The following is a 20,799-nucleotide window of genomic DNA, read 5'->3' on the forward strand; positions in this document are numbered from 1 at the left end:
TAAGGACTGTCTGTTTTAATACAAATATATGAAAGAGAGGACCTTAGCATGAAGAAAAAAGGTAATTTTAGAAAAGTAGTATCTGGCTTGTTGGCAGGCATGACAATGCTTAGTACAGTGCTATCTCCGATGACGGCATATGCAGCGGAGATCCAGCCAGAGGAGAAACCTCCACTTTATGAGGAAGTGAAAGACCTTCTGGATGAAGATGAGGTGGTGACTGCCAAAGATTATGAAATCGAAACAGGCAGTGTATTTAATGTGAAATCAGATTATACCGGACTGGAAATCAAGGATGATAACAAGGTTAAAGTCACATTTGAGGAAGCAAAGAATGATAAGAATGAGGATTTTACGACAGATCATGCGGACACTTACAAAGCGGTCTATTATGTGGAACCGGTAAATCAGGAGCATCCGAAGTACCAGATCAGCCGAAAGCTGATTGTGCGTGAGAAAGAAACAGAAGTGCAGACAGAAACTGAAGGGAGTGAAGCAGTAACCGAATCAGAAACAGCTGGCAGTGAACAGCAGACAGAGGAAACGGAGAATTCAGAAGCAGACTCGGAATTGCTTCCAACAGAGGAAGTGACGGAAAGCGAGATAGAAGAATTTGATTCTCAGGCAAGCGAACTATTACCGGATATGGAAGAAGATACTGAAAATACAACGGATTCGGAAACAGGTCTTACAGTATCGGATGCAATGGAGCAGGCGGAAGAGGAAGGAATTGATTTATACGCCATGGAAGCTGGTGAAACAGTCACTTTTATGGCAAAGACAAGTGCAAGAAGTGTACAGAAAGTATCTGTTACAAGAGGAACTCTGTATCGTTATGCGGATTATGGTTATGGTTCTTATCTTACCTATCAGTATACGGTTCAGTTTGGAAATGTATCTGCGACTGCTTACTGTGTACAGCCATCAAAACCGGGACCAGGAACAGGTAATTACACGATTAGTAAAGTCGGAGATGGAAAAACATTAGCTAAGGTATGTTATTACGGAACCAAGGCAGCAGGAGATGAAGGATTCTTTACAGAAGAGAATGGTTATGGAAATCTTAGTGCTGGAGCAAAATTCATTCTTGTTCATCTGGCGGCTTCTTATGCTAATGGAAGTGGCGACGCTTTTTCCGGAGCGAATAGTACAGCCAAGAATTTAGCAATGAAATTGTATAATTATTGTGTTTCACAGCCAGAAATACCGGATGTAGCAATGTCATTTTCTGATGGAGATGTAAAAGCTTATGTGGATGGCAATTCACAGAGAACCAAAGATATTACATTCAAAGCAGATAAGCTACAGACAATTACGATGAAGCTTCCGTCTGGTGTGAAACTTCATAATCTAAGCACAGGCACAACAAGTAAAGCTGGTGCAAGTGTAGAAATTTGCGGAGGAACAAAGTTTTATCTTTCTGCACCACTGACACAGGTGAGTGACGTGGCACAGAGCTGGTCTTCTACAATGAAGGGAAGTATTACAAAAGATTACTCTGCTTATAAAATCACCACCGGATCTGACACGCAGGATCTTGCGTTGGTATTTGGTGAAGGTGTGACAGATGAAAAATATATTGATTTCAAAGTGTCTTGGATTGAACAGGCTACGATCGAAATCGTAAAGAAAGACGATACAGCGGATGTCAATCTTGCAGGTGCAGTATTCGGTGTATACAGCGATGAGGCATGTACAAAGCTGATCACTCAGATGCCGGCAACAGATAAGAATGGAAAATCCTCTGTTACGATCATCAAGACACAGGATACCGTTTATCTGAAAGAGATCACAGCGCCACAGGGATATGTAGTAAATGCAACGGCAACAAATGTGAAACTGGTAGCAAGTAAGACCTCGGCTGTGACCGTGGAAAACAAGGAGCAGCTGGCAGAGCTTACCATTTACAAAGAAGGTCAGGTTCTTATCGGTGCAGAAGTCAGTGAGAGTGGAACCGTATTCCAGTATGAGAACCGCAGACAGAAAAATGCAGTATATAACGTGTATGCCGGAGCGGATATCGTAACTGCTTATGGCACAAAAGTGTACAGCAAAGGTGACTTGGTAAAAGAAAATCTGACAACAGGTGAGAATGGTTCTGTCACACTGAAAAACCTGCATCTTGGAACCTATGTGGTAAAAGAAGCAAAAGCACCGGACAATTTCTATAACGGCAGCGAAGAAAAGCCAGTGACTCTGACCTATGCCGGACAGAATAAAGAAGTTGTATTTGCAGATGTGACTTTTAACAACGAGAGACAGAAAGCAGATGTTTCCGTAGTAAAACAGGATAAAGACATCAAGAAACCACTGAATGGCGGTATTTTTGCTCTGTATGCATCCGATGATATTAGAAATGCAGACGGAACCGTTGTTGTGAAAAAAGGAACACTGATTGAGAAAGCAACTACTGGAGCAGATGGGAATGCAAAATTCACAGCGGATCTTCCGATTGGATATTCCTATTTTGTAAAAGAAGATCAGGCACCGGAAGGCTATGTAAGAAATACAGAAGATGTGTATACGTTCAAGTTTTCTTACACCAATGATAAAGAAGCAACCGTATCATTTGCCCATACCTTCAGCAATGACCGTGTGACAGCAAAGATCAATTTATTCAAAGTTGATAAAGAAACAGGAAAAGCAGTACCGCAGGGAGATGCCACACTGAAAGGTGCAGTTTATGGTCTGTATGCCCGTGAAGATATCGTGCATCCGGACGGAGCAACTGGAACTATTTATAAAGCAGGAGAACAGGTAGCTTCTCTTACAACAGATGACAAAGGACAGGCTTCTGTAAATGGCTTGTATCTTGGCAAATATTATATCAAAGAGATTACACCTCCGACCGGATACCTGGCAGATACAGAAGAGCATGATCTTACGTGCAGTTATGAAGGAGATATGACATCAGAAGTAAAAAGAGAGTGCACTTCCAGTGAGCAGGTCATCAAGCAGCCATTCCAGATCATTAAAGCAGCCAACAATGGAAAGACCGATGCAGATCTGTTATCCGGAGCTGGATTTACAGTTTATCTGAAATCTTCCCTTACAAAGAAAGCAGATGGAAGTTATGATTTTGATTCTGCAAAACCAGTAGTGAGTGGAGAAAATGGAGCAACTGAGATTTTCACAGATGAAAAAGGGTATGCCTGCAGTATTCCATTACCATTTGGAAGCTATATCGTGCGTGAGACAACAACACCGCACAACTACAAGCCAGTCGATGATTTTGAAGTGAATATCACAGAGCATCATCCAAATGAGCCACAGATCTGGCGAGTGCTTCTGGATGAAGAGTTTAAGGCAAAACTGAAAATCGTGAAAAAAGACGATGAAACAAAGAAATCCGTCCTGATTGCAGGAACAGAATTTAAAGTGTACGACTTGGACAACAAGAAGTATGTGGAACAGGTAACAACTTACCCAGTGACAACAACCCATAAGTCCTATTTTACGGACAGCCAGGGATATCTGATCATGCCGAAGAATCTGAAGATCGGACATTACCGCATTGAGGAAGTCAACGCACCGGAAGGGTACACAATCAACAAGAACTATGTAGAGATTGCGGTGGATGCAAACACAGCATACCAGATGGATTCTGAGAGCGGAGATGCCATTATTACGGTAGATTACGAGAACCATCCGGTAAAAGGAAAGCTGACGATCTATAAAAAAGGTGAAATGCTGACCGGATTCAAAAAGGATTTTGTTTATGAAGAAAGATACCTGAAGGGTGCGGAATTTAATGTCTATGCAGCTGAAAATATCTATACACCGGATTATCAGAAAGATGAAAACGGAAACAGACAGCTGATCTATGCAAAAGATGCACTGGTAACAACGGTAAAGACTGGAGAAAACGGAAAAGCAGTTGCAGAGAATCTGCCGCTTGGTTCTTACTATGTAGTAGAAAAGACTGCACCGGAAGGATTCGTACTGAACCATGACAGATCAGAAGTCGCATTTGTCTATGCCAATCAGGATACACCTGTGATCGAACAGGAAGTGACTGTTGGCGATGACCGACAGAAAGTTACAATCCAGGTAGAAAAACAGGATGCAGAAAATGGTGCAACCGTAGCTGGAGCTGTCTTTGGTATCTTTAACAAAGCGGATATTAAGGCGGATGGAAAAGTGATCGTGAAAGCAGACACACTCTTACAGGAAATGACTTCTGATAACGATGGACTTGCAGCATGTACGCTGGATCTGCCACTTGGACAGTATTATGTGAAGGAGTTAAAAGCACCGGCGGGATTTGTATCCTCTGATGAAGTTCTGAATCTGGATGCTTCTTACCAGGGACAGGATGTGAAGACAGTAAAACTGAAAACTGTGAAAAAGAACCAGCCGACAACAGTAGAAATCACGAAATCTGATGTAACAACAGGTGTGGAGCTGGATGGGGCAAAACTCACCGTTCTTGATAAAGAAGGAAATGTTGTGGATCAGTGGACGTCTGTAAAAGATCAGCCACATGTGATCAAACGCCTGACAGTTGGAGAGGAATACACTCTTCGTGAGGAAATGGCACCTTATGGATATCTGAAAGCAACGGGTGTGAAGTTCACTCTGGAAGATACCGCAGAGATTCAGAAAGTAGAGATGAAAGATGAAGTACCGACAGGACTTCTGATCATCAACAAAAATGGAGAGTTTTTGGATAAGGTAACACTTTTGGATCATGTAAAAGGTACCGTGGAGCATCTTTTTGAGTATGTAACCGGAAGCCTTACAGATGTGACGTTCGATGTATTTGCTGCGGAAGATATCAAAGCGGCAGATGGTGTCAGTGAAGATTATTTCAAAACCGATGAAAAAGTGGGAACCATTACCACAGATTCCAATGGTATTGCACAGATGGGAGATCTCCCGGCTGGAAAATACTATGTGAAGGAAGTAAAAACAGCCCATGGTTATGTGCTGGACAAAGAGCCGAGATATGTTGACCTTTCCTACCGTGATCAGGACACACCAGTCATCACTTATGATGAGAAATGGCAGAATGCCCGTCAGAAAGTAAAGGTTACGGTTCTGAAGAAAGAAAAAGATACAGAACGTGTCCTTGCAGGTGGTGTCTTCGGTCTTTATACCAGTGAAAATATCAAAAATGCAAAGGGCGAGGTACTCCTTGAGAAAGACAGTCTGATTGAGCAGCGAGTAACGGATGAAAAAGGACAGATTACTTTTACGGCAGATCTTCCAGTAGATGGAAAATACTATGTGAAAGAAATCTTTGCGCCGGACGGATTTATTACAACAGATGAAGTACAGGAATTTACCTTTGAATATGCCGGAGAAGACCAGGCAGAAGTAAGCTACGACTTTATTTTTGAGAATCAGCCAACTACAGTGGAGCTGACCAAAACAGACCTGACAACAGGAAAAGAACTTCCAGGTGCACACCTGAAAGTAACGGATTCAGATGGCAATACAGTAGATGAATGGACTTCTACGGAAGAATCCCATGTGATCAAAGAACTGGTTGTTGGTAAGGAGTACACCATGACAGAGACAAAACCAGCAGATGGATATGTCACTGCAGAAAGTATTACTTTCACAGTAGAGAATACAGCAGAGGTTCAGAAGCATGAGATGAAAGATGATGTGACAAAAGTGCAGATCAGTAAGACGGATATCACAGGAGAAACGGAGATTCCAGGTGCAAAACTGACGGTTCTTGACAAAGACGATCAGGTAGTAGAGAGCTGGACTTCCACAGAGGAAGCACACTATATCGAAAAACTTCCAATCGGTAAATATACCTTACGTGAAGAGCAGGCACCGAAAGGATATCTTCTGACATCTGATGTAACATTTGAGGTGAAGGATACCGGAGAAATTCAGAAAGTAGCTATGAAAGATGATACTGCCAAGGGAAAAGTGATTCTCAATAAGGCAGATAAATCGTCAGGAGAACCGCTGAAAGGGGTAGAATTTGAACTCCGTGACAGCAAAGGAAAGGTTCTGGAAACCTTAAAGACAGATGCTGCCGGTCATGCAGAAAGTAAGCTGTATGAGATTGCCACATTTAAGAACGGCAAATATGATACCGCTATCAAGTATTATCTGGTGGAAACAAAGACACTGGACGGATACACGCTGGATCAGACCAAGCATGAAGTGACATTTGCTTATGCAGATGACAGTACACCGGTTGTAGAAGTTACCTTTAATCTGACAAATGAGAAACCGGAAGTTCCGGAAACACCGAACACACCGGATACACCACAGTCCCATGAAGAGACGAAGGTATCAAATGCACCGAAAACAGGTGACAGCACGAATATCTGGCTGCCGATCCTGCTTCTTGTGATCTCCACAGGAGGTATGGCAGGACTTTATATCAGTAGAAAAAGGAAAACCAAATAAGGAAACTAAAACCAACGGTTATGATTGGGAGCCTCTATGTGAGGCTCCCTTTTTCATACAAAAAATCACAGAAAGGAACAGAAAACTATGATGAAAGCAATGGAAAAAAGACAGGAAGCACGAAAAAACCAGGAGAAAACAGTAAAGAGAATGATGGCTTATCAGAAGAAAGCTGAGCAGATGGTCAGCAGAAAAAGAATGAACCATCACATGATCAGAAAGGGGTAAAAGCGTATGATGAACAGAAAAGAATTTTATGAATATGTCAAAGACAATGTAAAGGAGTATCTGCCAGAGTCTTACAGGGACGCAGAAATTAAACTTCAGGAAGTAGAAAAAAACAACGGTTTGAAGCTGACAGGTATTACGATTCCAAACGGAGATCAGAGAATCGTACCGACGGTCTATCTGGATTCCCTCTACCAGGAATATATCAATGGGAAAGATGTAGATTCTTGTGTTGGGGATGTAGCTGATATGCGTATTGAAGCACAGGGTAAAGCAGAATTTTTTGATATGGGAGTTCCGGATATTCTTGATTATGAAAAGATGAAGGACAAATTACAGATGAGAATTTGTGACAAAGAATGGAATACCGATCGTTTGGCAGACAAAGTAGTCACAGAACACGGAGATTTTGCAGCTTATTATGCAGTAAATCTGGAGGAAAATGGAGAGGGAATCAGCAGTATTCCAGTAACTGTTTCTCTGATGAACGAATGGGGAGTATCTGTCGAACAGATTCAGGCAGATGCGATGATGGCAGATAAGAACAGAGGCGTGCAACTGGTGGATATGACACAGATTATCGAATCTATGATTTTTGGAGGAACACCGAAGAATCTTTTGAATGAAAAACTGGATATGGAAACTGTGGAGAATCCAATGTTCTGCCTTACCAATGAATCTAAGATGAATGGAGCTTCCCTGTTACTGCAGGAAGATATTCGAAAACAGATTGGGGAATGCCTGGGAAGTGATTACTTTGTCATCCCATCTTCCGTTCATGAAGTGCTGATTCTCCCGGATAACGGTATTTTACAGGTTCCAGAATTAAATGCGATGGTACAGGAAGTCAATGAGACACAAGTGGAAAGACAGGAACAGCTTTCTGATAAGGTTCAGTTCTGTGACAAAAAGACCGCAGTATTGGAAAATGCTGAGCGCAGGGAAGCACGTCTGGAGAAAGAAAAAGTAGCCGAAAAAGCGGAAGTAAAAGGTGGAATCCATGGAAGATTGGAGAAAGCTAAGGCAGAAATCAAGGCAAAAGGGACGGATACAATCCCAAAGAGTAAGGCGAGAGATCTTGCTACAGCATTATAAAGTGAAAAGAAAACGATGGCTTATGGGGACTGTGCAGAGCAGTCCCCAATTTTTTGAAGTTGGAGGAGAAAAGAATATGGATTGGTGTTTATATGGTGAAGACAAAAGGAGGGAAATTGATAGAGATTTAAAACCGGAATATCTTTTGGATGATTTACGGAGATATCAGGATGTATTTGGCGAAGAGTTTGGTGTGAAAGAACTTCTTATGCTGGAGGATATCAGGGTAAAGGCTATGATTGCCGGAGCACTTGCAGATATGCCGGAATTTCTTGTTGATCAGATTGGAAAAGCAAATAATAGCAGTAGCTTTCCTTCCGTGACAAGGGCAATGGAACGGATTGCCGATGTTGTAGAAGAAAAGTGGGAAGAAGAAAGGGAGTAACAGATGGCAAATAAATTATATGCAATGGAGCAGCTGACGGAGGAAGTGGCAAAGGACGTTTCCGCTAATCCGCAGGAGTGGATACGTTTTCTAAATACTGCATCCAGGCTGTACCGGTACACTTTTCCGGAACAGCTCTTGATCTATGCACAGCGTCCGGGAGCAACAGCGGTGGCTTCCATGGAAATCTGGAACCAGAAGATGTACCGATGGATTAAAAAGGGTTCCAAAGGAATTGCCCTGATAGATAACACATCCGGACCAAAAACGAAGTTACGATATGTTTTTGATGTGCAGGATACTTATAAGGTAAAAAATCTTGGCAGAGATCCACAGTTATGGAACCTTAATCCGGAAGGAGAACAACTGGTGGCAGATTATCTGCAGGAACAGCTTGCACTGGAAACAACAGAGGGAGGCTTGCCAGAGGTTCTTCACCAGGCGGCAGAAGAAAGTGTGCAGGCCTGGCTACCGGATGCTTTCGATGAATTGCAAATGGATGTATCAGGTACTTTTCTGGAAGATTTGGACGAGCAGAATCAGAAAGTGGAGTTCCGGGAATTGATGACAAACAGTGTCTGGTATGTATTACTGAACCGATGTGGACTGGATGTACAGGAATATCTGGATGCAGAGGATTTTCGGCATATTACGGATTTTAACCAGTTAAAGGTTATGGGACATCTTGGAAGTTCTGTGAATGAGATCAGCAGACCGGTATTGATGCAGATTGGACGATATGTATTGGATGATCTGGAAAAAGATCTGAAAACGGTTGCAAAAGAAAAGAAAGTAGCTTATAATAAATTTAACACGTTAATTCGTGAAAGTGAAACAAAGAACACAGAAGATAGAGAAAAAAATAAGGAGGAAACAGAGCATGAGAGAGATCACTTACAGCCAGAACGGAGAGTATCAGATTCCAGATATCAGCCTGGAAGAGACAAGAGGAACAATCGGGAAGTACGGAATGATGAGGAAAGAGTATCTGAGAAATTACAAGGTAGCCAGGTTCAACATTCTGACACTGCAGAACCGTCTGGACAGTCATCTGATGGAGATCGACAGTCAGGCAAGACAGAGAGTAGACAACCTGATGAACGAACTTCTAGAGAAAGATCCGGCACCAGACAAGATGGCAGACACAATGGCATGGACCAGACACATGAACCAGATCAAAGCACAGGCAGAGGAACTGGTGATCCAGGAGATTATTTACAGTTAAGCCTGTTCCCAACAGAAGAGGAACAGTTTGGAGAAATAAGGAAAGCGGCAGCTGCATTAGAACAGCCGGCCGCTTTTCTTATTTCCGATGAAGTAGTCGATCATATCCTTCGCACAGGTAGTGGGCAGAAAAATACACTGTTTCATATTACTGCAAGATTGATCGAAGGTCTGGACAATGAAGAAATGCAAAGCTTCCTGAAAGATGAATATGGCACCGGAGGAAAAGGATTTACCATAGATAATCAGAAAATCAGTATCTGGTACGACAACGATGGTATCCGTATCCGGCGAGGTGACTCTGCAAGAAGAAACTTTGACCGTATCGTTACGTGGGAAGAAGCTGCTGACAGGATCCGGGATATGTATGAGGAGGGAAATTACGTTGATAATCTTATCTCCAATAATGCTATCGAGCAGGAACAGAAAGAAATGACAGATCTTCTGGCACTTCATTTCCGAGATACAAATAGAAATACGGAAGAATACCGGTCTTATACGGATTGGCAGGATACCATTCGGAACGCTTGGACAGATCCAGAAGGAAAAAAAGAAATCTATCAGCAGTTTGAATGGTTACAAGCGGATATGAATGAAAATCCGAGTAATTATCATCGTTGGGAAATTCAGCACAATCCAGTATATTCTCAGCGTTTTCGTGACCTTCAGAGAGATTTCTCCTGGGTGGATCAACAATTTAAAGTAGAACGTCTAGGGCTTTCCTTTATCACACAGGATGAAATTGATGCAGTGTTAAGAAGAGGTGGCATTACTGCCGGAGGACGTAACCGGATTTACGAATATTTCATGGAACATTATGATATGAAAGATGCAGCTGAGTTCCTGAAAATGAATATGGAACAGGTGGTTCTTCACCCGGAATACCAGGAGCAGGTGCTTCCGACGCATCACATGATGCAAAAGGATTAAAACTTGCAAAAGGAAAAATTGGCAATCCAGAAGTAGAAGTTCTATTAAAGTGGAATAAGGTTGCAGAACGTGTCCGCCAGTTAATCCGCACAGATGATTATTTGTCATCGGAGGAAATGGAAAAGTACGAAGAGCGACAGGAAGCACAAAAACTGGCAGACTTGGAAGAAGCACAGCAGATGTTAGGAGAACAACAGGAGCAGGATACTTTAACCGCTGAAGATATAACTGATTTGCAATTAGTTGATTCAGAATATATGTCTGGTACCAGAACAACAATTCATGATTTTGATTGCAAAGTTAAGGGAGAAGAGAATCAACTTCAATACACATTAGAATATCATGATGATGGAGAAGGTTTCACGATTCATACGGAAAAAGATGATATTTGGAATCGAATGTCAACACAAGAATTGGAACGTCTGGATGTAAAACTTGGACAAGAAGTACTTTATTATCATTATCACAACAAAACAGTAAATGCGGATACCCTAGATAAATTACGGGAAATCAGGGAAGAAATAATGGAGGAAGAGTCCTCGTATTTCACTGCTATTTCTAATCGTGTGTGGACAGATTATGATAAAAAAGAAAAAGAATTATCTGGAGAAGTTGAGGTATCGGAAGAAAAAGAATCTTTGGAAGAGATTAACGGAATATCAGAACCGATTCCAGCAACGAACTTCCGCATCACAGATGATGAGCTTGGGCAGGGGACAGCAAAAGAAAAGTTCCGTGCCAATATCATGGCTATCCAGCTGTTAAAGAAATGTGAGGATGAGAACCGTAATGCGACACCAGAGGAACAGGAAATCTTATCCCGATACGTTGGCTGGGGAGGTCTTGCAGATGCATTTGATGAAACAAAAGCTGCATGGGAGACAGAATATCTGGAATTAAAGACGGTTCTTACACCAGAGGAATATGCGGCAGCCAGAGCTTCCACCTTAAATGCTCATTATACACAGCCGATTGTGATTGACAGTATGTATCAGGTGTTGGAGAATCTGGGATTTACAAAGGGAAATATCCTGGAGCCATCTATGGGAGTCGGGAACTTTTTTGGAATGCTTCCGGAGAATCTAAACCAGTCCAAACTTTATGGTGTGGAATTGGACAGCATCAGCGGCAGAATTGCAAAGCTGCTCTATCCTGATGCCAATATTCAGATCAAAGGTTTTGAGAAGACAGATTATCCCAATGATTTCTTTGACGTGACAATCGGAAATGTGCCATTTGGTGCATACAAGGTCAATGACCGTCAGTATGATCGCTTCAATTTCATGATTCATGATTACTTTCTTGCCAAAACGATAGATCAGTTACGTCCAGGTGGTGTGGCTGCTCTGATCACAACAAAGGGAACTATGGACAAGGCATCACCAGAAGTTCGAAAATATCTGGCAGAGAGGGCAGATCTGTTGGGAGCAATCCGACTGCCCAACACAGCTTTTAAGGCAAATGCAGGAACAGAAGTCAGTGCTGATATTTTGTTTTTCCAGAAGCGTGACAGCATGACAAAAGAGATGCCGGAGTGGGTGAATCTTGGAAGTGATACCAATGGAATTACAGTCAACCAGTATTTTGCAGACCATCCTGAAATGATTCTGGGTGAGATGAAAGAAGTATCGGGTCCATATGGTATGGAAACAACCTGTATGCCGATAGAAGGTGCTGACCTTGAACTCCAGCTTGCAGAAGCGGTCAAGAACATTCATGGAAGCATGGTATCGGCAGTAGATGTGGAAACAGAACTGGATGAGATGCCAGAGAGTATTCCGGCAGATCCGAATGTCAGAAATTACAGCTATACGGTGGTAGATGATCAGGTATATTACCGTGTCAACTCTTTGATGAATCAGGTGAAAATGCCTGCCGCCACTGCAGAACGTGTGAAAGGCATGGTTGCAATCCGTGATACTGTTCGTGAATTGATCGCCATGCAGATGGAGGAATTTGTAGCAGACGAAGAAATCCAGAAACAGCAGGAGAAACTGAATCAGGTATATGATACCTACACAGCAAAGTATGGAGTCATTGGAAGTAATGCTAACAAACGTGCATTTTCTGATGACTCTTCTTATTGTCTGCTGTGTTCACTGGAAGACTTGAATGAAGATGGAACGCTGAAACGAAAAGCGGACATGTTTACTAAGCGAACCATTAAAAAGGCGGTCGCTGTGACAAGCGTTGAGACAGCCACAGAAGCACTTGCATTGTCTCTTAACGAAAGGGCAAAGGTAGACCTTCCTTATATGGCAAAGCTGACTGGAAAGACCGAAGAGAAAATCACAGAAGAACTGGTTGGAGTTATCTTTAAGAATCCACTGACAGACCAGTGGGAAAGCGGAGATGAATATCTGTCCGGAAATGTCAGGGATAAATTAAATACTGCGAGAACCTTTGCAGAGAATCGTCCGGAATTTACACCGAATGTCCGTGCATTAGAGGCAGTTCAGCCGAGAAATCTGGAAGCGTCTGAGATTGAGGTGCGTGTTGGAGCTACATGGATTGAGCCTTCGGATTATCAGGCTTTTATGGTGGAACTGCTTCATACCCCGTGGTATCTTGCACAGAAGGAAATACAGGTAAAATACTCTGAGGTCAATGGTGAATGGCGTATTACTGGAAAAAATGCAGATAGTCCAAGGAATGCGTTTGCCTATGCAACGTATGGAACTGAGAGAGCAAATGCCTATAAGATTCTGGAAGATACCCTGAACCTGAAAGATGTCCGCATTTATGATAAGAGTGTCAATGAGAATGGTGATGAAATCCGTGTCCTTAATAAGAAAGAAACCATGCTGGCATCACAGAAGCAGGATGCCATGAAAGTAGCATTTAAGGATTGGATTTTTAAAGATCAGCAGAGGCGTGAAAGACTGGTAAAAGTTTACAATGAACGATTTAACAGTATCCGTCCCCGTGAATATGATGGCAGTCATTTGACTTTCCCAGGAATGAATCCGGAAATAGAGCTTCGCCCGCATCAGAAAAATGCTGTTGCACATCAGCTTTACGGAGAGAATGTGCTTCTGGCTCATGTAGTAGGAGCTGGGAAGACTTACGAGATGGTAGCGGCTGCAATGGAGAGCAAACGTCTGGGATTATCACAGAAGAATTTATTTGTCGTGCCGAATCATCTGACAGAGCAGTGGGGAGCAGAATTCCTGCAGTTATATCCGGGAGCCAATATCCTGGTAGCAACCAAGAAAGATTTTGAACCGGCGAACCGGAAAAAGTTCTGTGCCAGAATCGCTATGGGAAATTACGATGCTATTATTATTGGTCATTCCCAGTTTGAGCGTATACCAATCTCTGATGAGAGGCAGGAAGCTATGCTGCGGAAGCAGATTGATGATCTGGAAATGGCGATTCAGAGTGCAAGGTATGAACAGGATGGCGGACGTTATACCGTCAAACAGATTGAAAAAACCAGAAAGACACTGCAGACAAGGCTGGAAAAGCTGAATCAGAAAGAAAAAAAAGATCAGGTAGTTACGTTTGAAGAACTGGGAGTAGATCACTTGTATGTAGATGAAGCACACAGCTATAAAAATGCGTTTCTCTATACAAAAATGAGGAATGTAGCCGGGATTGCACAGAACGAAGCACAGAAGTCGGCAGATATGTTCAATAAATGTCAGTATCTGGATGAGATTACTGGAGGAAAAGGCATTACTTTTGCCACGGGCACACCAATCAGCAATAGTATGACGGAATTATATGTTATGCAGCGATATCTGCAGAACAGTAAATTACAAAATATGGGACTTGGACTGTTTGATTCCTGGGCTTCCACTTTTGGAGAAGTTGTCACGAGCATCGAACTTGCTCCCGAGGGCTATACTTTAGTAGGACGATAAATAATGCGTTCCTAAATTGAAAATAGGTTATCAAAGTCGGTTGCAGAATTTCAAAAAATATTTTTTTGATTCTTTGAAAAACAGTTCCGCTTTGTATCCCTATTTTCTCCTATTGGTAGAGGGAGTAATACTTTTAATACCAAAACAGATTACATAAAGAAAGGAGGATAAGAGAATGTCAAGGACTTCAAAGATTACAGCACTCTATGAGCGTTTATCAAGAGATGATGACCTCAATGGTGAGTCAAATTCAATCACCAACCAAAAGAAATACTTGGAAGATTATGCTCGCAGAAATGGGTTCACGAATATTCGCCATTTTACTGACGATGGTTTTTCGGGTGTGAATTTCAATCGTCCGAGTTTTCAAGAACTGATTAAGGAAGTAGAAGCAGGAAATGTCGCAACGATTATTGTTAAGGATATGAGCCGATTAGGACGAAACTATCTGCAAGTCGGCTTTTATACGGAAGTTCTGTTCCCACAGAAAGATGTCCGTTTTCTTGCAATAAACAACAGTATTGACAGCAACAATGCTTCGGATAATGACTTTGCCCCGTTTTTGAATATAATGAACGAGTGGTATGCCAAAGACACAAGCAATAAAATCAAGGCTGTGTTTGATGCCCGTATGAAAGACGGAAAGCGATGTAGCGGTTCTATTCCCTATGGATATAACCGATTAGCAACCGACAAACAAACGCTTGTCGTTGACCCTGTGGCTTCTGAGGTGGTAAAGCGTATCTTTCTGCTTGCCAACGAGGGCAAAAGTCCGAGAGCAATCGCTGAATTGCTTACCGAAGAAAAGGTTTTAATTCCGGCAGCACACGCAAAGGAATATCACCCCGAACAGTATAATGGAACGAAGTTTTCAGACCCATATACTTGGGGAATGTCAACCATAAGAGCGATTTTGAGCAGACAGGAATATCTTGGTCATACTGTTTTGCGTAAGTCGGTCAGCACCAATTTCAAACTGCACAAAAGGAAAAATACCGATGAAGATGAACAGTATGTATTTTATAATACGCACGAGCCTATCATCTCGCAGGAACTTTGGGACAGCGTTCAGAAGCGAAAGAAACGAGCCAACAGAACAGCGGCAAGAGGAACGCACAGCAATCGTTTAAGCGGTTATCTGTTCTGTGCTGACTGTGGCAGAAGAATGACCTTGCAAACGCATTACAGTAAAAAAGACCGTTCGTTACAGTATTCTTACCGTTGCGGTGGGTATGCCAGCAGAGTAAACTCCTGCACTGCCCATTCGATTAGTGCTGATAATGTTGAAGCCTTGATATTATCGACTGTAAAACGATTATCAAGATTTGTTCTGAATGACGAAGAAGCCTTTGCAAAGGAACTTCAAGTATTGTGGAACGAAAAGCAGACAGAAAAGCCAAAGCACAATAAATCGGAGTTGCAGCGTTTTCAGAAGCGATACGATGAACTGTCAAAACTTATTCGTGGGTTGTATGAAAATCTTGTTTCGGGATTACTGCCCGAAAGACAGTACAAGCAACTAATGAAGCAGTATGATGATGAGCAGGCTGAACTGGAAACGAAAATTGAGGAAATGCAAAAGGAACTGACCGAAGAAAAGGCGAATACGGTTGATATTAAGCATTTCATTTCTTTGATACGCAAGTGCAAAGAGCCGACAGAAATTTCCGATTTGATGTTTGCCGAACTCATTGACAAGATTGTGGTTTATGAAGCAGAGGGTGTGGGAAAAGCAAGGACACAAAAGGTTGATATTTATTTCAACTATGTGGGGCAGGTCGATATTGCCTACACAGAAGAAGAACTTGCTGAAATCAAGGCACAGGAAGAACAGATTGAAATGGAACGACTGGCAAAACAGCGTGAGCGTGAAAAAGTTTACCGAGAGAAGCGAAAGGCGAAAAAACTCGCTGAAAACGGTGGAGAAATCGTAAAAGCAAAGGTATGCCCCCATTGTCAAAAGGAGTTTGTACCTACAAGCAACCGACAGATATTCTGTTCAAAGGATTGTTGCTATCAGGCAAGGCAAGACCAAAAGAAAGCCGACAGAGAAGCAGAAAAAGGAAATCATTATTATCGTCAGCGTGTCTGTGCTGTGTGTGGCAGTACCTACTGGCCTACACACAGTCAGCAGAAATTCTGTTCCGAAGAATGTCAAAAACAAAATCACAACGAAAAATCTTTGGAATTTTACCATAAGAAGCAAAAGGAGAAATCAAAATGCAAAGATTTATTACAGACGAAAGAACCGGTATCCAGTACGAACTCATCGGAGATTATTACTATCCCTGCTTGACGATAGAAAACGAAGAACCGCCCACTCTCACAAAATACGGAAGAATGAGGGAAAGATATTTAAGGGAACACAGGAAAATCTTGTATATCAATCTGCTTACAAGCGGAAAGTTATATGAACACCTTGCCGATATTGATACTTCGGCGTGTGATATGGCGGAGTATCTGATAAAGGAAATGGCAAGAAAGCAGGGTGTGACGGAAGAACTGAAAGGAAAGGATATGATGAAATGGATAGGATTGATGAACAATATCCGAGCCTGTGCAGATGAGATTGTATTGAACGATATTGTGTATTCTTAATAGCATACCAGCCGAAAAGGAACTGCTGTCTTAACGGATGGCAGTTTTTCTTTTTCGGGAAGTATTTAAGAAGTTATTAAGTCGTGAGTATAATCGAAGTGGCTAAGTTGAAAAATTCACAAAAATATGGTACAATACGTCTAAATCAGCGAGATAAATCCGAAGTTGTGGAGGTAAAATATAGATGAATCAAGGTAGAATTATTGTAATCACAGGTGCGCCGGGGACAGGAAAAACTACAACGGCATCTGTTGTTGCAAAAGAATCAGATTTGGAAAAGTCTGTACATATGCACACAGATGACTTTTATCATTATTTGAGTAAAGGGGCAATACCACCGCATTTGCCAGAATCAAATGAGCAAAATTTGATTGTCATTGAAGCGTTTTTAGAAGCTGCGAAGCGATATGCTCGTGGTGGATATGATGTAATTGTAGATGGCATTGTAGGACCGTGGTTTTTAGAGCCGTGGCTCAACATTGTTCAAGAGCATTATGAAGTACACTATATCGTTTTAAGGGCAAGTAAAGAAGAAACCATGAAGCGAGCTATCGAACGCTCAAAGTTAGACAGAGAAACAAATATTGAATTAGTTGAAACAATGTGGAATCAATTTTCCAATTTAGGAATCTATGAATTAAATGTTATAGATACAACTGCGCATTCAATCAAAGATACTGTTTCAGCAGTAAAAGAAAAAATAGTAAGCGGTACGGCCTTACTATTTTAGACAATTATTGGTGGTAAGTTTGTTAAAATTAGAACATTCAAATTGCCTAATCAAGAATTGCCAGAAAATGTTTATTATTATGACTCTATTTAGTTATTAAGAATGAGGTGCAAAGATGGATATTATAAGTAGAAAATACATAAATGAAGGCTTTAATAGTAAGGCATATATTATAAATGATGATTATATTTTACTTGATGGAGTAAATCAAAATTCATATAAAAACTATCAAAAATATGTGAACGTAATTAATCAAATAAGTAATGTTAAATCGTTGGAAATACCAAGAATTATTGAATTGATTGAGCCTTGCGAAGAATATCCAAATGGCGCATTAATTTATAAAATGATTAAAGGACATACTTTTAGAAAAGAACATATTGAAATAGTTAATTTAGATAATATTGCTAAAAAACTCGCTGAATTTATGGATGAATTATATGAAATAAGAGTTGATTTTGATAAAGATGAATATATAAAAAATGAATTAGAAATAACTGAACAAAGTGTTATTGAATTAAAAGAATATTTAAGTGAATCTAATTATGAAAAAATATTATCTTGGTTTAATGAATATAAAAACTATTTATTAACATTTAATGATTATCATTTTATACACGGAGATTTATGGTATGAGAATTATATTCTTAACGATAATAACGAATTAGTTGGAATAGTGGATTTTGAAGGCTCTGGTATGGGTGATCCTGCTTATGATATTGCTGCACTTTATTATTTAGGAACAGGTTTTATAAATAAGGTATTAAGTTATTATAAATATACAGATGAAGATTTAATCAAAAGAGTATCAATGTTAATAAAGGCACGTGAAATTGCTGATTTTGATGATATGGTTAAAAACTATCCGGAAGAAGTAGAAGAACAAGTTGATAAAATAAAGAAAGTTTTATAAATGGTGGTACAAATGGATATATATGAGTTAATGAAACAAGTTAAACATCGGTGTACAAGGGGTACAAACAAGATAAAATAGAAATGAGGGGCGATAGAGCGGAAATGTCAGATTTTCCACTCTATCTGAACACGGTCGCTGGTGGCCTTGATTGTAGAGATCAAACCATCGGCGGCTTTTCTTTTGTCGTCAAAATCTATGCTGTTCCAGTTATCGAGATAATAGGATAACTTCTTTATCTGCTGGGGAGATATGGTTTCAACGCTCAATTCGGCGATTGCTTTTGAAATGGTCTGGCGTCGGGTGTCCAGTTCTTCAATTTTTTTGTTGGCGTAGGCAAGCAAGGTCGCATTGGCTCCGGTCAGCGTATCCAGCAGCTTTTCAATTTCTGCCTCCACCTGTGCCAGTTCCACTTGATAGGCGGTCAGCTTCGGATTGACTTTTTCCTCCCTGCCGTGGAGTATCTGAAAGTCTTTGAACTTCTCCTGCATGGCCGAGAAAATGAATTGCTCAAATTCTTCTTTGCGGATTTTCCCGCAGCCCGGACAGCCTTTGTTTTCCGTCCGTTTGGTACAGCGGAAATATCCGGTGCTGTTTGGTACATGGGTGGCTTTCAGAGCATACCCACAATGCCCGCATTTGACTTTTCCGGCCAGCCAAGTATTTTTCGGTTTCCGTCCCTGCTGGAATGTGGTATTTGCCATAAGTTTTTTCCGGCATTTAAGCCATGTGTCAGAGGAAATGAGTGCTTCGTGGGGAGCGATAACAAGTATCTGGTCTTTTAAGCACCTGTCCTTGTCCTCCTTCACATCCCGCCCCTGATAGAGATAGCAGCCGTTTGTTCCGGCAAAGTCGGAAGCGTCATTGACAATCGCTGCACCCTGACTCTTGAAAAATTCGTACAGCTCCAAGTCGGCCTGTGCATAAACGGGGTTTCTTAAAAGCTGGGAAAGAAATGTACGGAACATGGATTTGCCATAAATTTTTATGTCATGTTCCTCGAAGTATCGAGTAATATCTCCGAAGGAGGTTTCCGGTTCAGCGTACATTTCAAACATCAGCCGAACATGGTCGGCGGCTATGGGGTCGGCAACCATTTTCTTTGTGCGGATACCCTCTACCACAGTAGGCTCCAACTGATAACCGTATGGCGCCTGACCGCTCATGTGGAAGCCTTTCAGACACCGGGAATAGTAGGCGTCTGTGACACGCTTCTGAATTGTCTCACGTTCAAGCTGGGCGAATACAATGCAGATATTCAGCATGGCCCGGCCCATCGGGGTCGAAGTATCAAACTTTTCCGTGGAGGATACAAACTCTACATCATACTCTTGAAACAGCTCCATCATCGTTGCAAAGTCCAGAATAGAGCGGCTTATACGGTCCAGCTTGTACACGATGACCCGCCGAACCTTTCCCTTGCGGATCTCGCCCAACAGCTTTTGAAACTCCGGCCTGTCCGTATTTTTACCGGAATAGCCTTTGTCCTTGAATACCCGGCAGCTCCCACCTTTCAATTCATACTTGCAAAAGTCGATCTGACTTTCAATGCTGATACTGTCCTTGCGGTCTACTGACTGTCTTGCGTAAATACAATCTTCTCTGATAAATTCCATATTGGGCTCCTTTCCTTGTTGGAATGGAGCTACCAACCTTACAACTATATTATACCATCAGCAGCCCCGGACAACAATGTTGCGAATGATTAGGGAAATCTGTCTCCATATTTGCGGAACACCTCATAAAGACAACGCTCAATTTCTTTTTTGCGCTGTGCTTTCTCCTTCGGGGGAAGTACCGGCGTGAGGCTTTCCAGCACAATGATCTTCCCTTGAAATGCGACAGACTTTGTTTCTCGTTCATAAGTGACAGCTTGCGTCATTGAAAACCTCCTTTGCGAAAGTGCGTGTATATGCCTGCCTTTCCCACTTGTCCCGTGGGGAAATGTCAAAAGACGGCACCCAGCAGGTGCCGCCCTTTGAGCTTTCTCCACTTCGGGTCGATGTGACCCGAGGTCAGTAAGGACTGGAATGGTACTTTTCTTTGGCGTCCTCCACGCTGTTGAGGTCAAATACTTCATAAAGCTGCCCCACAACACGCCGTATATCCTTCTTTGAAAATCCGCAGTCCTCCATTGCCATAATGACATAACCGCGGCAGGCGTCATTGCTCCATTCGTCCGTTTCCAAGCCGGGGATCATTCCAAACGCATTTCCCATAAAGTGCTCCTTTTTTGAAAAGATGGGGAGCCACGCCGGATTGGTTGGCCTATCATCAGACAGCATTGCCGGGGGCTCCCCATAGGTTTTCACTTCATTTCAGACACACCGGACGGGCATAGGCTTCATGCCCCATAGTATTTCAACTCTCCCCATTCTGATGGCAAGGCGTTCTCATTGCCTGCGACGGCTCACGGCTTGCAAGGCCGCTTCAACGCTCGGACTGTGACTAA

At 41.9% G+C, this 20,799-nt stretch carries 12 protein-coding genes and 1 pseudogene; 10 read left to right on the plus strand and 3 right to left on the minus strand.

The window, feature by feature from the left end; genetic code table 11:
• Window positions 1-48 precede the first annotated feature (48 nt).
• From DWZ40_RS14340 to DWZ40_RS14375, 10 genes and pseudogenes are all read left to right on the plus strand, one after another.
• Window positions 49-6,378: a SpaA isopeptide-forming pilin-related protein gene (locus tag DWZ40_RS14340; RefSeq protein WP_118543667.1), complete on the plus strand. Its 6,330-nt coding sequence runs from the start codon at window positions 49-51 to the stop codon at window positions 6,376-6,378.
• An 87-nt stretch (window positions 6,379-6,465) separates the two neighbouring features.
• Window positions 6,466-6,606, plus strand: a complete 141-nt coding sequence (locus DWZ40_RS19630) for a hypothetical protein (RefSeq protein ID WP_008688072.1) — start codon at window positions 6,466-6,468, stop codon at window positions 6,604-6,606.
• 6 nt (window positions 6,607-6,612) lie between these two features.
• A complete protein-coding gene (locus tag DWZ40_RS14345; RefSeq protein WP_118342922.1) occupies window positions 6,613-7,701 on the plus strand; it encodes a DUF5688 family protein in 1,089 nt (362 codons plus the stop codon).
• A gap of 76 nt (window positions 7,702-7,777) precedes the next feature.
• Window positions 7,778-8,086, plus strand: coding sequence for a hypothetical protein (locus DWZ40_RS14350; RefSeq protein WP_023922639.1), 309 nt, complete (start codon window positions 7,778-7,780; stop codon window positions 8,084-8,086).
• 3 nt (window positions 8,087-8,089) lie between these two features.
• A complete protein-coding gene (locus DWZ40_RS20470; RefSeq protein WP_347560097.1) occupies window positions 8,090-10,240 on the plus strand; it encodes a hypothetical protein in 2,151 nt (716 codons plus the stop codon).
• A gap of 674 nt (window positions 10,241-10,914) precedes the next feature.
• Window positions 10,915-14,085, plus strand: a pseudogene (locus DWZ40_RS20475) (DEAD/DEAH box helicase family protein); the annotation flags it as partial.
• Window positions 14,086-14,281: 196 nt separating this feature from the next.
• Window positions 14,282-16,402, plus strand: a complete 2,121-nt coding sequence (locus DWZ40_RS14360) for a recombinase family protein (protein ID WP_004452872.1) — start codon at window positions 14,282-14,284, stop codon at window positions 16,400-16,402.
• Window positions 16,327-16,704, plus strand: coding sequence for a TnpV protein (locus DWZ40_RS14365; RefSeq protein WP_032511034.1), 378 nt, complete (start codon window positions 16,327-16,329; stop codon window positions 16,702-16,704). The genes DWZ40_RS14360 and DWZ40_RS14365 overlap by 76 nt, the downstream gene beginning before the upstream one ends.
• Window positions 16,705-16,888: 184 nt before the next feature.
• Window positions 16,889-17,434, plus strand: coding sequence for an AAA family ATPase (locus DWZ40_RS14370; protein ID WP_004452869.1), 546 nt, complete (start codon window positions 16,889-16,891; stop codon window positions 17,432-17,434).
• A 115-nt stretch (window positions 17,435-17,549) separates the two neighbouring features.
• Complete coding sequence (locus DWZ40_RS14375; RefSeq protein ID WP_004452867.1) at window positions 17,550-18,347, plus strand: aminoglycoside 3'-phosphotransferase/choline kinase family protein; 798 nt, start codon at window positions 17,550-17,552, stop codon at window positions 18,345-18,347.
• A gap of 107 nt (window positions 18,348-18,454) precedes the next feature.
• Here the strand turns inward: DWZ40_RS14375 and DWZ40_RS14380 are convergent, their stop codons facing one another.
• From DWZ40_RS14380 to DWZ40_RS14385, 3 genes are all read right to left on the minus strand, one after another.
• Complete coding sequence (locus DWZ40_RS14380) at window positions 18,455-19,963, minus strand: recombinase family protein (protein WP_109258369.1); 1,509 nt, start codon at window positions 19,961-19,963, stop codon at window positions 18,455-18,457.
• Window positions 19,964-20,052: 89 nt separating this feature from the next.
• Window positions 20,053-20,229, minus strand: a complete 177-nt coding sequence (locus DWZ40_RS19635; protein WP_165483719.1) for a hypothetical protein — start codon at window positions 20,227-20,229, stop codon at window positions 20,053-20,055.
• Window positions 20,230-20,362: 133 nt separating this feature from the next.
• Complete coding sequence (locus DWZ40_RS14385; protein WP_118709570.1) at window positions 20,363-20,566, minus strand: hypothetical protein; 204 nt, start codon at window positions 20,564-20,566, stop codon at window positions 20,363-20,365.
• Between the last annotated feature and the right edge of the window lie 233 nt (window positions 20,567-20,799).

Origin of the sequence: Clostridium sp. AF32-12BH (assembly GCF_003477935.1) — a bacterium.
Lineage (GTDB): Bacteria > Bacillota > Clostridia > Lachnospirales > Lachnospiraceae > Brotaphodocola.

What these genes read in the sequence shown, in the direction of transcription:
- DWZ40_RS14365 (WP_032511034.1), top strand. Translation starts at nt 16,327, where the DNA reads ATGCAAAGATTTATTACAGACGAAAGAACCGGTATCCAGTACGAACTC.
- DWZ40_RS14375 (WP_004452867.1), top strand. Translation starts at nt 17,550, where the DNA reads ATGGATATTATAAGTAGAAAATACATAAATGAAGGCTTTAATAGTAAG.
- DWZ40_RS14345 (WP_118342922.1), top strand. Translation starts at nt 6,613, where the DNA reads ATGATGAACAGAAAAGAATTTTATGAATATGTCAAAGACAATGTAAAG.
- DWZ40_RS20470 (WP_347560097.1), top strand. Translation starts at nt 8,090, where the DNA reads ATGGCAAATAAATTATATGCAATGGAGCAGCTGACGGAGGAAGTGGCA.
- DWZ40_RS19630 (WP_008688072.1), top strand. Translation starts at nt 6,466, where the DNA reads ATGATGAAAGCAATGGAAAAAAGACAGGAAGCACGAAAAAACCAGGAG.
- DWZ40_RS14370 (WP_004452869.1), top strand. Translation starts at nt 16,889, where the DNA reads ATGAATCAAGGTAGAATTATTGTAATCACAGGTGCGCCGGGGACAGGA.
- DWZ40_RS14360 (WP_004452872.1), top strand. Translation starts at nt 14,282, where the DNA reads ATGTCAAGGACTTCAAAGATTACAGCACTCTATGAGCGTTTATCAAGA.
- DWZ40_RS14385 (WP_118709570.1), bottom strand. Translation starts at nt 20,566, where the DNA reads ATGGGAAATGCGTTTGGAATGATCCCCGGCTTGGAAACGGACGAATGG.
- DWZ40_RS19635 (WP_165483719.1), bottom strand. Translation starts at nt 20,229, where the DNA reads ATGACGCAAGCTGTCACTTATGAACGAGAAACAAAGTCTGTCGCATTT.
- DWZ40_RS14380 (WP_109258369.1), bottom strand. Translation starts at nt 19,963, where the DNA reads ATGGAATTTATCAGAGAAGATTGTATTTACGCAAGACAGTCAGTAGAC.
- DWZ40_RS14350 (WP_023922639.1), top strand. Translation starts at nt 7,778, where the DNA reads ATGGATTGGTGTTTATATGGTGAAGACAAAAGGAGGGAAATTGATAGA.
- DWZ40_RS14340 (WP_118543667.1), top strand. Translation starts at nt 49, where the DNA reads ATGAAGAAAAAAGGTAATTTTAGAAAAGTAGTATCTGGCTTGTTGGCA.